Origin of the sequence: Bacillus sp. FSL K6-2865, from assembly GCF_040311405.1 — a bacterium.
GTDB lineage: Bacteria > Bacillota > Bacilli > Bacillales > Bacillaceae > Bacillus > Bacillus velezensis.
Genome location: NZ_CP152036.1, coordinates 702,705 through 716,892, shown reverse-complemented (window position 1 = coordinate 716,892; position 14,188 = coordinate 702,705). Strand labels below are relative to the sequence as shown.

Genomic DNA, 14,188 nt, shown 5'->3' with positions numbered 1-14,188 from the left:
TCCGTAGCCGCCAAAACCGTACCCCGGGTAGCCTCCGTAGCCTCCGTAGCCGCCAAAACCGTACCCCGGGTAGCCTCCGTAGCCGCCATAGCCGCCGCCGTAAATCGGTCTTCTTTCATTCATGATTTATCGCTCCTTCACATAGGTTACAGTCCAGTTTATGACATCCGGAAGGAAACGTATGGGCATCCGCCCAGTTTTGGCGAAATAATCAATAATTGCTTACGGAGAAAAATACGATACAGGCCGACCGCTTAAGCAAAATAAAAAGGCCGGAACTTATGCCGCCCCGGCCTTTTTGTCTTTATTCGCCTAAATCTACATTGTGATAAACCTGCTGTACGTCTTCGAGGTCTTCCAGCACATCGATCAGCTTTTCAAATTGAGCTTTCGCATCTTCCGGAAGCTCGACTTCATTTTGCGCAAGCATCGTCAGCTCCGCAACCGTGAACTCTTCAACGCCGGCATTTTTGAATGCCTCCTGCACGGCATGGAATTGGTCAGGCTCGGCATACACGATCACACTGTCATCCTCTTCTAAAATATCGCGCACGTCCACATCAGCTTCCATCAGCAATTCCAGCGCTTCATCCGCCGTCTTGCCTTCAACGCCGATAACGGCAGTCGCATCGAACATGTAAGCGACAGACCCGCTCACACCCATATTTCCGCCGTTTTTCCCGAATGCGGCGCGCACTTCAGGCGCCGTGCGGTTTACATTATTCGTTAACGCATCAACGATGATCATTGAACCGTTCGGCCCGAAACCTTCGTAACGCAGCTCGTCAAAGTTCTCCTCCGCGCCGCCTTTCGCCTTTTCAATCGCACGCTCAATAATATTTTTCGGCACGCTGTACGTCTTCGCGCGCTCAAGCACCACTTTTAACGCCTGGTTCGATTCCGGATCTGGCTCGCCTTGTTTTGCCGCCACATAAATCTCACGGCCGAACTTCGCGTAAATCCGGCTCGTATTTGCGTCCTTTGATGCTTTCTTTTCTTTAATATTGTTCCACTTACGGCCCATTTTGTTCCACTCTCTTTCACGAATTGAATCTGTATGATAAATACTCTGCTTCTATTATACCTCAGCGGTTGGGTTGTTTCGAGTGTAAGACATTAGAAAAAACAGGCACGCTTAAAACAGTAAGCCGAATGTGAGGGTTATTATACAAAACATAAAAAGCCTCCCTTCATACAGGAAGGAAGTCGCAAGCCAAAAGATTCATTTTATTCTTATTACCTATTTCCTACACTGTATATCCTGACTCACGTGGTAAAATTTTGATATCGAACAAAAGAAAGGATATGGTCATGAAAGTTTTCGAAGCAAACAGCCTACCCAAGAGGTGAGGTCAATGATTGAAACAAATATTTCTGAACCTGTATTTCAATTTTTAGGAGGTATTTTCCACCAAGATATAGACACTCCTGAGTCAGCACTTGAAGAATACTTAGAAGAAATACCTAAAAAAGAACAAGAAAACGATGTAGTAGCACTCAAAGCGTTTATAAAAAGCGATTACTCAGATGAACAAAAAAATGATTTTATAGAAGAGACTGCAGATGGTGTAGATATCAATAGTTACGGACTATCCCCAATACTATGGCTCGGACAAATCATTCAAAAAATCGAAAAGAATATTGAGGCTTTATAGATTCAGGGAAACCCTATTCCTATGTTTGCACAGTCTCTGATAAGTTTCTTAATCTTTCCCTCTATAAACTGAAAAAATAACCCCGAATGAAAGGATATGGTCATGAAAGTTTTCGAAGCAAACAGCTTGTTGACAGCTGCCAAACAGCGTGCGAGTGAATACAAAGAACTGCGCGGCCAGATGGTCAACCTAAAAAAAGCGTTTCAAGGTATGGCTGATCTTGGTGACAATGATTTCTCAGGCCGGGGCGCAAATAACATCAAAGCTTTTTTTAAGGACCACGCCGGCGTCACAGACAGCTGGCTTGATCTGATCGATATGAAAATCGCATTTCTCACAAGCCTTTCCGGCAAAGTCGAAGACGCAGGTCTTTCCGAATCTCATGTAGAAGAATCTTTTCTGGAGCACGAGCTCACCCATGCCCTCAGTAAATCAAAGGCGATTATGGAAGAGCAGAAAAAGGACATGCGCTCCATCCTCAGAGAGATCGAAGACATCATCTCGCTCGAATTGTTTTCAACCGAAAGCACAGAACAAAAGCTTTCTTCAGCTGACAAAAAAAGAAGCGAAACGATACATAAACTCGGCAAACTTGATCACGATCTAACGAAAGAATACGCAGAAACCGAAGCGAACGAACAGTTCATTCAAGCTGACTTCCAACAGCTTCAAAACGCCACGGGCAAAGGGAAAAACGCCACTCCGCTTCACTACAATGCCAAGGCGTACCGTGAAAGCGACATCCATAAGAAGAAAGGCGATATCGCAAGACATTCGGATGCTTATTTGACGATTAAAAAGGAAGAAGCGAAAGAGCGGGAGATTGAAAAACTGAAAGAAAGACTGAAAAACTACGATTATGCGAATGCCGATGAATTCTACTCAATGGCCAAAACAATCGGCTATAAAAACCTGACAAAAGAACAGCAGCGCTACTTCACTCAAATTGAAAACACGCGTGAACTTACAGACGGTTTCAAAGGCGTTGCCGTCGGCCTTTATGATTCCGGAAAAGACGCGGTCACAGGCCTGTGGGATATGGTCACAGATCCGGGCGGAACGGTTGAAGCCATTACAGGAGCGGTGGCTCACCCGATCAAAACGTATGAAGCCATTTCAGCGGCAATCGAAGAATCGTACCAAAAAGACATGGTGAATGGCGACACCTACTCCAGAGCAAGATGGGTGTCATATGCAGTGGGCACCGTTGTGACATCAGTCGTTGGCACAAAAGGCGTCGGCGCCGTCTCAAAAACAGGCACAGCCGCCAAAGTGACGACCAAAGTCAAAACAGCAGCAAGCAAATCCGCCACAGCACAAAAAGCGATAACGGTCTCAAAACAAACCGTTGATCACATCAAACAAAAAGTAAACACAGGCATCGAAGTATCAAAAAAACGCGCCAAAACCAAGTTAAATCAAATGGGAGATCTCACCCTGGCTGATATTCTCCCGTATCATCCGCGTTACGACTTAGTGCCGGCGGGCGTTCCTTATAACGCATTCAATGGGGTCACACTTAAAGAAGGACTTCAGAAATTCGCCAAGGTCATCCTGCCGAAACCGTACGGAACCTCCGCAAGCGGCAGACGGACACCGGCACCGCATGTACCGCCGGTAACGGTCAAATACGGCGAGCATTTTGCGAAATGGACCAGAAAGAAAGTATTGAAGCCGAATGTCATCTACAAAACAAAAGAAGGCTACACATACACCACTGATAACTATGGTAGAATTACAAGTGTCAAAGCAGACTTGCAGCTGGGAGAAGCAAAACGCAACCAATATGCACAGTCAAAAGCAGGTAAACCAGACCGTCTGACAGATGACGACGGAGGCCACCTAATCGCCACCCAATTCAAAGGCTCAGGCCAATTCGACAACATCGTGCCGATGAATTCTCAGATTAATAGGAGCGGCGGGAAATGGTATAAGTTAGAACAAGCATGGTCGCAGGCGCTTAAAGAAGAACCTCCAAAAAAGGTTACGGTCACAATTGAAAATGTGTATGAGAGCGATTCGTTAAGACCCACTTTATTTGATATAACATATAAAATTGGAGAAGAAAGAACAAAGAGCATAACAATTAGAAACCAAATTGGAGGCTGAAAAATGGAAACTACTAAAATGGAACAACTATATCAAAAGATTGCTGAAAAAATAAATGATATGATTCCCTCCGAATGGATGAGGGTTACTCTATACGCCGAAATTTTAGATGACTCCAGAGAAGTTTATTTTTTCTTTAACACACATGAAGACGAAGAATATATTTATTCACACGATATTCCAGAACATTTTCAAGTAAGTAATCGAATTTACAAAAATATGCTACTAGACCTTCAAGATTTATTTGATGAATTAAGGGATGAATTTAAAAAGCAATCCTCAGATATTTGGACTAACCTCACACTAAATTTAGATAGAAACGGTGAATTCTCAATTGATTATGATTATGAAGATGTACTCGCTTCAAAATATACTGATACTGAGCGACAAGTCATTTGGGAATATAAGCACTTGGGAATTACGCCAATAAGCGAGAGTAGCAGAAAGTTCCTTGAACAATATCTAAATGAACAATGAAAAAATGGGTGAACTATCAAAAGATTGCTGAACATCTAAATGAAATGATTCCATCTCAATGGGAAAAGATCGTTTTATATGCTGCAATACTTGATGACTCAGCGGATATATACTTTTATTTTACAACACCAAATAACAGTAATTATTTATTTTCTCATTATATACCTAAACACTTTGATGTAAGCGAAGAGATTTACGATCAACTGCTGATTGAACTTCAAGAGCTATTTGAAGAACTAAAAGAAGAATTTAAACTAGGCAATCAAGATATTTGGACAAATCTCACTTTAAAATTAGAAAACACCGGAAAGTTTTCAATTGATTATAATTATGATGATGTTTTATCCTCTGAACTTGATGACCTTCAAAGACGCGATGTTTGGAAATATCAAAATCTCGGCATACTGCCAGCTGATGAGGAAGATAGAAAATTCATAGAAGAGTATCTAAACATATAATAAGCTTTCAAACGGCTAAAAAAATTAAAAAGGATTCTGATATTGTGGAAACTGAAAAGATGGGAGTACTATATCAAAAAATCGCTGAGCAAATAAATGAAATCATACCGTCTGAGTGGGAGGAGGTTGCTCTTTATGCCGAAGTTTTAGATGACTCTACAGAGGTTTACTTTTTCTTCTCTACCCCTCAAGATCAAGAATATATATATTCACATGATATTCCAGAACACTTTAACGTTGATGAAGATATTTATGACGAACTTCTATATGAATTGCATGATGACTTTGAAGAGTTACGGGATGAATTTAAAACAAACAACGAGGACTTATGGACAAACCTCACTTTACATCTCGAACGAAGCGGTAAATTCTCAATTGACTACGATTACACCGATGTCATCGCCTCAGACTTAAACGGAACACAACGACAAGTGATATGGGAATATCAAAATTTAGGGATATTGCCTGAAGATGAGAGCGATAAAGAATTTGTAATAAACTACTTCGGTCTATAAATCAATAATGGCTCAGCACTTCTTTGCTGGGCTATTTTTTATAACTAGGATTTCTCGACGATTGAAGGTGAAAAGGTTGGAAAATAAGAAAATGCAAGATCTGTACCAGTTTATTTGTGATAAATTAAATGACATCATACCTTGTGAATGGACAAAAATGCCCGATACAGTGTAAGTAAAGATATCTTCAACACTTTTTCAAGAGAAATCCGAGAACTCTTTGAGGAATTAAGAATTGAGCCCACAAAAAGAATAATGATAAACAAAACAGGCAGCATCCAGTAAACGGATGCTGCCTGTTACATCGTTATGTATCGTCTGAAGAAGTCATTTATTTTGTTTTTTAAATATGAAAATAGATATGACGGTAAATATGATGGCTGTAAGAACAATGATCCACAAGCTTGCTGCCGTACTGATAAAATGGCCGTTTAACTTGTAGACGATCCCGTAATGCTTTTCATATTCCTGTATTTGGTCCGCAGAGGCATGTTTAAATACTTTATCAACTGAGTCTGTCATAAACGCTTTTCTGAACAGAACGGCGGTGTGGCTGATAGGGAAGTACATAATAATCTTCTGCACAAACACCGGTACGCCGCCGATCGGCACATATACTCCGCATAAAAAACCGATGGCTGTTCCGACAATCGTACTTAACGTCGAAAATGCATTTTGTGTATGAATAAACAGCGTTAAAAATAAATTTATGGAACTTGACAGTGCAACTGAAAGAATAATGATCCCCAATACTTCAAGTATATCTGTTCCGCTTAAAAGTTTGCTGCCTGTTGAAACGAGAAAAATTTCACAGCCTAAAAAGGCGATGAATGAAAAGATCAAGCCGATGACAAATGAATGAATGACATAGCTCAATTGGATGGTCGCCCTTGATAAAGGAGCTGTTAAAAAGTCATACGTTCTCTTGCTTTCTTTATCTTTCACCATAATTCCGAAAGCGCCTAAAGTCGTTGTCACAGCTGTAATGGACAGCAATCCCGCCACCATCCATTCGTTCACCATTGCTTTGGAATCATCTGTCGAACCGACCAAGGCCTTAATGGCGTCCAGCTGTGTCTGCTGTAAGAACACGGCATATAACAGAATGACGATAAATACTGACAGCAAAGAAAGAAGCAAAAGTGTTCGATCACGGAAGTATATTTTTATATTTCTGCTGATTAAACTGGATAAAGACTTCATTTATGCAATGCTCCCCTTTACTGGCAAACTGCTTCCTTGTTCTTCGATAATATGGATAAACACATCATCCATATTCCCTTTAATCACCTCGAAAGATTCGATTTTTCCTTCAAGACCTTTCAAAATGTCAAACGCTTGGAGAGTGGACTCTACACGAAGGGAATAAATAGAGTTTTTAACCGTAAAATCCAGTTGTTTATTTTCAAACCACGCAGTCGGATCAACGCCTTGCTTAAACATCATATGCAGACTGTCAAACGCATATTGATCTTTCAGCTGACTCGGTGTACCCTCTGCGATCAGACGTCCTTCTTTGATGACCACAACGTTATCAGCCACAGCGGCCTCCTCCATGTAATGGGTCGTTAAAAAGATCGTCATGTTTGTTTCTTCCTGCAGCCTTTTAATCGCATTCCAAACAAAAACTCTCGTTTGCGGATCAAGACCTGTAGTAGGCTCATCTAAAAATAATATAGTCGGTTTATGGATGAGGGCACGGGCAATATCCGCTCTTCTTCTTTGACCGCCTGACAAATCGCTGTATTTTTTCTCCTTAATATCATCCAATTTTAAATAGTCTGTTACAAACTGATAGTTCTCTTGCACTTGTGCCTTGCTTAAATGATAATATTGTCCGCGGTTCATGATATTTTCATAAACGGTCAATCGTTCATCCAAAATGCTCTCTTGAAAGACAACCCCAATCTTTTTGCGGATATGATTATTCTCTTTCCCCTCACCAAGCGTATAACCGTCTATTACCACTTTTCCGGATGTCTTTTTAATCAGCGTACAGAGAATATCGATAGTGGTCGATTTCCCTGCACCGTTCGTTCCCAGAAATGCAAACAGCTCGCCGCGTTTGACAGAAAAGGATACCCCTTTCACTGCTTCAAAGGATCCATATTTTTTGCGCAGATCCGTTACTGTTATAATGTCTTGTTCTTCTCCCATTCTGTTCACCTCGAAAAGTAAGATTCTATACCGTTGTTCACTAACTTTATATCGTCATTCCCGCCAGGATTTTCTCGTTTTTATCCAACTTTATTATCTTTTTATAAATAATTATAATGATATAATTTATTATTTTCGCGTTTTGTTATTGGGTTTAGGCTCGGTGGATTTTCTATACATAGGGATCACTTATTGATTTTGCATGAAACTTATACATGCTGTAATCAATAAACCCTTTATCATAAAAAGGGTTTTGTTAAGAATCTCTAATACTATTTAAAATTCTTGTTTGTAACCGAAATACATATTATCTTAGAATATTCAGAAAGGAGAACGTAATGGAAACATGCCCTTATTGTGCAACTTCAATTCAAAAGGATAATCAGTATTACTGTAGTTTTTGCTTAATGTACATACATAATGTTCAGAGAGATGGCAAACGTGAAATCATAGAATATCGTGAGCATACTTCTGAATTAGATTTGGATAAGTCGACACCAGAACTAATGACTCTGCCAACAATTGAATTATTTCATTTACTGCGGCTCTCAAGAAAAATACGCAAACAGAAGTATGATCAGCTATATAAATCTCGACTTGAATCAGAAAAGGGAAATGAATCAGAAAGTGTTCAAATCGCAACGGATAGTTACCAATATTACACAAAGAAAATGTATATCATAGAGAATATACTAAATAAACGTCTGGGTTACATTCCGGATAGGATAGATAATGTATTTCTTAAGAGTTATTTAGAAAAAGTAATGATTAGTAAGGAGAAAAAACAAGATATGAAAGTGTATTAAAAAAGCTGCCCCTCTAGAGTGAATATTAATAAAGGGTTCCTAAAAAGGTACCCTTTATTACATAAAGAGATGTATAGAAAGCTATATTATAGGCGTTAGCCAAACATCTTCTGGTACTCCTCTCATGTCACGAGTTCGTCCTGAATGCAAAAAAAATGCGGATTAAAAAAAGGCAACCATCCCTAAGGGTTAGTTGCCTTCTCTTAATTCCAGCACAGCCACACACTCCACATGATTCGTATGCGGGAACATATCCACCGGCTGCACTTCGAGCGTCTGATACCCGCCATCCTCAAGCACCCGCAGGTCTCTTGCAAGCGTGCCTGGATTGCAGGATACGTACACCACCCGCTTCGGTTTCATGTCGATGATTGTCCGCAGGAGGGCTTCGTCGCAGCCTTTTCTTGGCGGGTCGACGACGAGGGTGTCGGCTGTAATGCCTTCTTCATACCATTTCGGAATGACGGTTTCCGCTTCTCCGACTGCGAATTCTGCGTTCGTGATGCCGTTCAGCTCAGCGTTGCGTTTTGCATCCTCAATGGCTTCCGGCACGATTTCGACGCCGTATACTTTCTTCGCCTGCTTCGCTAAGAAGAGAGAAATCGTTCCGATGCCGCAGTAGGCGTCGATGACGGTTTCTTCTCCTTGCAGCTCCGCGTACTCAAGCGCTTTGTCGTAGAGCACTTTTGTTTGCTCCGGGTTAACCTGATAGAACGATCTGGCGGAGATGGCGAATTTGACGTCTCCGATGAGGTCGTAGATGTACTCTTCGCCCCAGATGACGTTTGTTTCGTTCCCAAAGATGACGTTTGTTTTATTTGGGTTGATGTTCTGCACGATGGATTTGACGTGCGGGAATTGCTCCGTGATGTCTTCGATGATTTTCGCTTTGTGCGGAAAATCGCTTGTTCTTGTGATGAAGACGATCATCATTTCGCCCGTGACGACGCCGTATCTCACCATGATGTGACGGAGCCAGCCTTTGTGGCGTTCTTCGTTGTAGGCTTTGACGCCGTATGAGGCGCAAATATCTTTGACGGCTTGAACGGCTTCGTCGTTTTTGGATTGCTGGATCATGCAGGCGCTCATGTCAATGATGTCATGGCTTCTTTGCTGATAGAATCCGGCGACGAGTCCGCCTTCTCTTTCTCCTACCGGCACCTGCGCTTTGTTTCTGTAGTTCCAAGGGTCTTCCATGCCGAGTGTCGGGTGCACGGTGACGTTGGACAGGGCCAGCTTGCCGATCCGTTCTAAGACGTCTTTGACTTGTTTCTGTTTAAACAAGAGCTGGCCTTCATAGGTCATGTGCTGAAGCTGGCAGCCGCCGCATTGTTTGTAGATTGGGCACGGGGCATCCGTTCTGTGCGGGCTTTCTTCCTTCAGTTCAATCAAGCGGCCGAAAGCGAAGCCTTTTTTGACGCGTGTCACTTTGATTTGCGCTTTTTCCTCAGGCAGGGCGTTCGGCACGAAGATCGGGAATCCCTGAACCTTTGCGACGCCCGCTCCTTCGTGCGTCAAATCCTCAAATGTCACATCATAGTATTCATTTTTTTCTACCGGGGGTTTCATTTTCATCTATAATCACCTCTAGTTTTACCAATAGCCTTGTTTCAGCGTGCTGGCAAACCTTCAAATTCAATGTCAGCCTTCAAAGGTTTCCGATCACGCTGAAAAGATGACAAAATCCTAAAACGAATACTGTTTTAGGATTTTGTCCGCGTATTAATCATCCAGCTGTTCCGCTTTCTCCTTCGGCATGATGACGTGAATATGCCGGTACAGGTTCACGAATTCGCCCGGCAGCATGCCGCCGTACTCGCCGTCCAGGTTCAGCTGCATCTTTTCTGATACATTGACTTTCACACGGTTCGCTTTTGTGTAAATAATGTGCTGATCGTTAATATGATCGCCTCTGAGCGCCATGCTCGCGACTCTGATAAACTCCGCGAGATTGGCTTTTTTCAAAATAATCAAATCAAACATGCCGTCATTCAGGCTGGAATCAGGGGCCAGTTTCTCGAATCCGCCGACCGAGTTGGTCAGCGTCACTAAAAACAGCATAATTTCGCCTTTAAACAGCTTGCCGTCATATTCAATCTCGACTTCTGTCGGTCGAAGTGAAGGCAGCATTTCCATTCCCTTTAAATAATAAGCAAGCTGGCCGAGCATCGTTTTCAGTTTGCTTGGCACATCATACGTCAGCTCCGTCAGACGGCCTCCGCCGGCGATGTTGATAAAATACTGACCGTTCACCTGTCCGATGTCGATCGGGCGGGCTACGCCGTTAATGACGGTATCAGCGGCATTCAGTACATTCTCTCTCGGAATGCCCAGCGCTCTGGCGAAGTCATTTGTCGTGCCGACCGGAATGATACCGAGTGTCGGGCGTTTGTCTAACGGTGCAAGGCCGTTGACGACTTCATTAATCGTTCCGTCTCCGCCGGCTGCGATAATCAGGTCAAACTCCCGCAAAGCGGCTTCTTTTGCGGCGTTGGTGGCATCCCCCGCGCATGTGGTGGCATGGGTGGAGGTTTCATAACCGGCTTGTTCAAATTTTTGCAGGACCTGGGCAAGATTTTTCTTAAAAAGCTCCCGTCCTGAAGTCGGATTGTATATTATGCGTGCACGTTTCATTATCTCATCATCCTACTTAAGAGTATCCGATCCATTATTAACACTAACAACCTTTAATTATACTATGACTTGAGAAAATCGCAACAATATGTACAGGAATTGCCAGAAGAAAAAAGGCCCCGGCTCCGTTTAAGGAGCCAAGGCCCGCTGTCTTACTCTTCTTCCGTTCCAGGTTTTTTCTTACGGAATTTCGCTAATACTTCATATACGATCGGCACAATCAGAAGGGTAAGCAGAGTCGAACTGATTAAACCGCCGATAACAGTGACACCGAGTCCTTTAGAAATGACCTGGCTTCCGCCTTCGAAGCCCAATGCCAATGGAAGCAGGGCGCCGATTGTCGCGATCGCCGTCATCAGAATCGGACGCAATCTCGTAGAGCCGGCTTCCAGGAGCGCTTCTCTCGTCGATAAGCCTTCCGCTTCTTTATGGATGACGCGGTCAATTAAGACAATCGCATTTGTGACGACGATTCCGATCAGCATCAGCATACCGATCATGGCATTCAGACTGATCGTCTCTCCGGATACATACAGTCCGGCTAATGCGCCGATGACTGTAAACGGAAGCGAGAACAGAATCGCAAACGGCGCTAATGCTCCGCCGAACGTGATCACAAGAACGAGGTATACGATGGCGATTGCGGCAAGCATTGCTAAGCCGAGTTTCGTAAAGGAATCAGCAATATCCGCTGATACACCGCCGGTATCAATCGATACATTGTCCGGGTGATCCAGTTTGTCAACTTTCTTTTGAACGGCTGATGACACCTTCGTGACGTTGTCAGAAGTGACGGTTGCCGTTACGTCAGCGTACACTTTGCCGTCGCGTTTGGAAATGGTATCGGATGTCGTGCCGTTTTTCACTTTCGCCACATCGCCGATTTTTACTTCTTGGCCTGCAGGCGATGTGATGGTTTTATCCTCTAATTCTTTTACACTCTTATACTGGTCTTTTTCTGTTTTGATGTTCACATCAAGCTCTTTGCCGTCCTTTTTCACCGTTGTCAAAGGAGACTGTGACGTTTGGGACATCAGGGCTTGGGAGATTTGCGAAGCCGTCAGGCCCTGCTTGCTGAGTTTCTCCTGGTCAGCGACGAACGTGTACTCATCATATGTGCTGGAAAGGCCTGAGTTGACGTCTTTCAGATCCTTCTGCTTTTTCATGATGCCTTCGATGTCTTTGACCGTGCCTTTAATATCAGACTCTGAATCTCCGTACACATAGTACGTTAATTCGTTGTTGTTGCCTGACGAACTGAAATTTTGTGATTTCCATTCGCCGCGGCTGGATGTTTTTTTGATTTCTTTTAAGACATTGTCTTTTTCTTTATCAAAATCAGGCGTGTCATCCTCGTATTTCACGTAGAACAATGCGCCGTTTGAGCTTCCGCCGAGCGGACTTTGCGAGCCTAATGAATACTGAACGGTATCGACATGTTTGCGTTTAAGCAGCATGTCTTCCGCTTTTTGCGCAGCTTTTTCAGCTTCGCTTTTCGTTTCGCCCGGTTCAGGCGTGTATGTGAGCTGCATCGTTTTGTCCGCTTGCGCAGGCAGGTAGCTCGCGCCGATCAGAGGTACGAGGAACAAACTGCCGACAAGCATCAGAACCGCGATGATAGATGTAATCCATTTATGTCTTAATGACCAATGCAGCACTTTTTTATAGAAATTGGCCAATCTGCCCGGCTTATGCTCTTTCGCTTTAACAGGCGCGCCTGTGAGCGATTTTTTGAATAAGCTGTGCGCAAGCATCGGCACCAGTGTGATCGAAATCAACAGCGATGCGGCAAGCGCGAAGACGATTGTTAATGCAAACGGCATAAACAGTTCGCCGATCTGTCCGCCGACCATGGCAAGCGGCAGGAATACGGCAATGGTTACGATCGTTGATGACATGATCGGTTTAAACATTTCTTTCGTCGCTTCACGCACCAATTGCTTCCCGCGTAAAGGTTCATCTTTCAGCCTCATGCGGCGGTAAATGTTTTCGATTACGACAATCGAATCATCGACTACCCGTCCGATGGCGACCGTCATCGCACCGAGCGTCATTATGTTCAATGTGACATCAAGCTGATTCAGCACAAGAAGCGCAATCAGCAGTGACAGCGGGATGGAAACGATAGAAATCATCGTTGATTTAATATCTCTTAAGAATAAGAGAATGATCACGACCGCAAAAATCGCGCCGAAAATCGCTTTGCTTAACATCGTATCCACCGACTCTGTAATCGGCTCTGCCATATCAAGAGTCGAGCTGTACTTGAACCCTTTATGGTCTTTTTTGTATTGATTCAGTTCATCTTTAATCGCATCGGCCACTTCTACCGTGTTGGCGTCATTGGCTTTTACGATATTAATTCCGATGCTGTCCTTTCCGTTCGTGCGGGAAATGGATTCAGCTTTTTTCACATCTTTAATGTCGGCAATGTCAGAAAGCTTGACTGTCGGCACCCCTGCTGCCGCGCTTTGCTGTGCCTGCTGCATAGCCTGAGCGTCCGCCGCAGATGCCGCACCGGCTCCGCCCGTTTGACCTTGAGCGGCAGAAGAAGATGTGACCGGAATTCTCATATCTTTCAGATCTTTAATTGACGTAATATCTCCGTTAACGACAACTGATTTTTCTTTGTTGCCGAACGTGTACAATCCAAGCGGCGTATTGACGTCAGAGCCTTGGATCACTTTCTTGACGGTATCTTCATCAAGTCCGTACTCTTTCATTTTTTTGTCTTTGAAAGAGAATTCCACCTGCTCTTCCTGCTGTCCGGAAACTTGCACGGACGCAACGCCCTGAATGCCTTCAAGCTTAGGAACGAGAGTGTTTTCCACATTTTTGGTCAGATCTTCAAGCGAGGTTTTGCCGCTTGTCACACTGAGCGTCAAAATCGGGAAAGAGTTGAGGCTGTAACGGGAAATGTCAGGTTTTTTCGCGTCGTCAGGAAGGCTGACACTGTCCAGCGCTTCAGCGACTTCGGTTTTCGCCTTGTCCATATCCTTGTTGTAATCATATTCAATCATAACCGATGAGACGTTTTCAGAGGATGTGGACGTTACAACGCTCACTCCTTCTAAATTCTGCACCGCCTGCTCGATCGGTTTTGTCACGTCATCCGCAACTTGACTCGGAGCAGCTCCGGGATAAGTCGTATTTACTGAGAGATAAGGCATGTTGACGTCCGGTATGGATTCCTGCTTCATATTCAGACCGGCATACAGCCCTGCTACAGTAACGATAATCGTCATCAGCCAAACTGCGAATTTGTTCTTCAGTACAAAGTTAATAATGTGGTTCATCATGTCCTCCGTTAATTTTTATTGACTGACTGGTCATTCTATATAATACTAAACGGTATAACTCAACATCGTCAACTAATA

The 14,188-nt window shown here is 43.5% G+C and carries 11 protein-coding genes and 2 pseudogenes; 7 read left to right on the top strand and 6 right to left on the bottom strand.

Annotated features, from left to right (window positions below; genetic code table 11):
- Window positions 1-304: 304 nt before the first annotated feature.
- The gene (locus tag NYE42_RS03550; RefSeq protein WP_003155709.1) at window positions 305-1,024 is read right to left on the bottom strand and encodes a YebC/PmpR family DNA-binding transcriptional regulator; all 720 of its coding nucleotides are present in this window, start codon (window positions 1,022-1,024) and stop codon (window positions 305-307) included.
- A 331-nt stretch (window positions 1,025-1,355) separates the two neighbouring features.
- Between NYE42_RS03550 and NYE42_RS03545 the strand changes: the two genes are divergently transcribed.
- The 6 genes and pseudogenes from NYE42_RS03545 to NYE42_RS03520 form a co-directional block, all read left to right on the top strand.
- Complete coding sequence (locus NYE42_RS03545; protein ID WP_015416989.1) at window positions 1,356-1,655, top strand: contact-dependent growth inhibition system immunity protein; 300 nt, start codon at window positions 1,356-1,358, stop codon at window positions 1,653-1,655.
- A 102-nt stretch (window positions 1,656-1,757) separates the two neighbouring features.
- Window positions 1,758-3,764, top strand: a complete 2,007-nt coding sequence (locus NYE42_RS03540) for a T7SS effector LXG polymorphic toxin (protein WP_352426763.1) — start codon at window positions 1,758-1,760, stop codon at window positions 3,762-3,764.
- Window positions 3,765-3,767: 3 nt separating this feature from the next.
- Window positions 3,768-4,241 carry an antitoxin YezG family protein gene (locus tag NYE42_RS03535; protein ID WP_032871739.1) on the top strand — a complete coding sequence of 158 codons (474 nt, stop codon included), beginning with the start codon at window positions 3,768-3,770 and terminating at the stop codon, window positions 4,239-4,241.
- A pseudogene (locus NYE42_RS03530) lies at window positions 4,231-4,699 on the top strand (immunity protein YezG family protein). Before NYE42_RS03535 ends, NYE42_RS03530 begins: the two are co-directional and overlap by 11 nt.
- A gap of 44 nt (window positions 4,700-4,743) precedes the next feature.
- Complete coding sequence (locus NYE42_RS03525; protein WP_352426762.1) at window positions 4,744-5,214, top strand: antitoxin YezG family protein; 471 nt, start codon at window positions 4,744-4,746, stop codon at window positions 5,212-5,214.
- 91 nt (window positions 5,215-5,305) lie between these two features.
- Window positions 5,306-5,454: pseudogene (locus NYE42_RS03520) on the top strand (TIGR01741 family protein); the annotation flags it as partial.
- Window positions 5,455-5,541: 87 nt separating this feature from the next.
- Here NYE42_RS03520 and NYE42_RS03515 read toward each other — a convergent pair.
- Entirely contained in the window at window positions 5,542-6,417 is an 876-nt protein-coding gene (locus NYE42_RS03515) for an ABC transporter permease (protein WP_222835728.1), read from the bottom strand.
- Entirely contained in the window at window positions 6,418-7,371 is a 954-nt protein-coding gene (locus NYE42_RS03510; protein ID WP_352426761.1) for an ATP-binding cassette domain-containing protein, read from the bottom strand.
- 338 nt (window positions 7,372-7,709) lie between these two features.
- Here NYE42_RS03510 and NYE42_RS03505 point away from each other — a divergent pair, with 338 nt between their 5' ends.
- The gene (locus NYE42_RS03505; RefSeq protein ID WP_042634937.1) at window positions 7,710-8,177 is read left to right on the top strand and encodes a hypothetical protein; all 468 of its coding nucleotides are present in this window, start codon (window positions 7,710-7,712) and stop codon (window positions 8,175-8,177) included.
- A gap of 189 nt (window positions 8,178-8,366) precedes the next feature.
- Here NYE42_RS03505 and rlmD read toward each other — a convergent pair whose 3' ends face one another.
- The 3 genes from rlmD to NYE42_RS03490 all read right to left on the bottom strand — a co-directional run bounded on the left by rlmD (window position 8,367) and on the right by NYE42_RS03490 (window position 14,107).
- On the bottom strand, window positions 8,367-9,752 hold the full coding sequence (rlmD, locus tag NYE42_RS03500; RefSeq protein WP_047935417.1) for a 23S rRNA (uracil(1939)-C(5))-methyltransferase RlmD: 1,386 nt from the start codon (window positions 9,750-9,752) through the stop codon (window positions 8,367-8,369).
- A 147-nt stretch (window positions 9,753-9,899) separates the two neighbouring features.
- Window positions 9,900-10,811, bottom strand: a complete 912-nt coding sequence (locus NYE42_RS03495; RefSeq protein WP_032867571.1) for a diacylglycerol kinase — start codon at window positions 10,809-10,811, stop codon at window positions 9,900-9,902.
- 152 nt (window positions 10,812-10,963) lie between these two features.
- Window positions 10,964-14,107, bottom strand: a complete 3,144-nt coding sequence (locus tag NYE42_RS03490; protein ID WP_326244815.1) for an efflux RND transporter permease subunit — start codon at window positions 14,105-14,107, stop codon at window positions 10,964-10,966.
- Between the last annotated feature and the right edge of the window lie 81 nt (window positions 14,108-14,188).

Bases quoted from the DNA above. Each gene is read 5' to 3' on its own strand.
- NYE42_RS03550 (WP_003155709.1), bottom strand. From the start codon at position 1,024: ATGGGCCGTAAGTGGAACAATATTAAAGAAAAGAAAGCATCAAAGGAC.
- NYE42_RS03545 (WP_015416989.1), top strand. From the start codon at position 1,356: ATGATTGAAACAAATATTTCTGAACCTGTATTTCAATTTTTAGGAGGT.
- NYE42_RS03540 (WP_352426763.1), top strand. From the start codon at position 1,758: ATGAAAGTTTTCGAAGCAAACAGCTTGTTGACAGCTGCCAAACAGCGT.
- NYE42_RS03535 (WP_032871739.1), top strand. From the start codon at position 3,768: ATGGAAACTACTAAAATGGAACAACTATATCAAAAGATTGCTGAAAAA.
- NYE42_RS03515 (WP_222835728.1), bottom strand. From the start codon at position 6,417: ATGAAGTCTTTATCCAGTTTAATCAGCAGAAATATAAAAATATACTTC.
- NYE42_RS03510 (WP_352426761.1), bottom strand. From the start codon at position 7,371: ATGGGAGAAGAACAAGACATTATAACAGTAACGGATCTGCGCAAAAAA.
- NYE42_RS03505 (WP_042634937.1), top strand. From the start codon at position 7,710: ATGGAAACATGCCCTTATTGTGCAACTTCAATTCAAAAGGATAATCAG.
- rlmD (WP_047935417.1), bottom strand. From the start codon at position 9,752: ATGAAAATGAAACCCCCGGTAGAAAAAAATGAATACTATGATGTGACA.
- NYE42_RS03495 (WP_032867571.1), bottom strand. From the start codon at position 10,811: ATGAAACGTGCACGCATAATATACAATCCGACTTCAGGACGGGAGCTT.
- NYE42_RS03490 (WP_326244815.1), bottom strand. From the start codon at position 14,107: ATGAACCACATTATTAACTTTGTACTGAAGAACAAATTCGCAGTTTGG.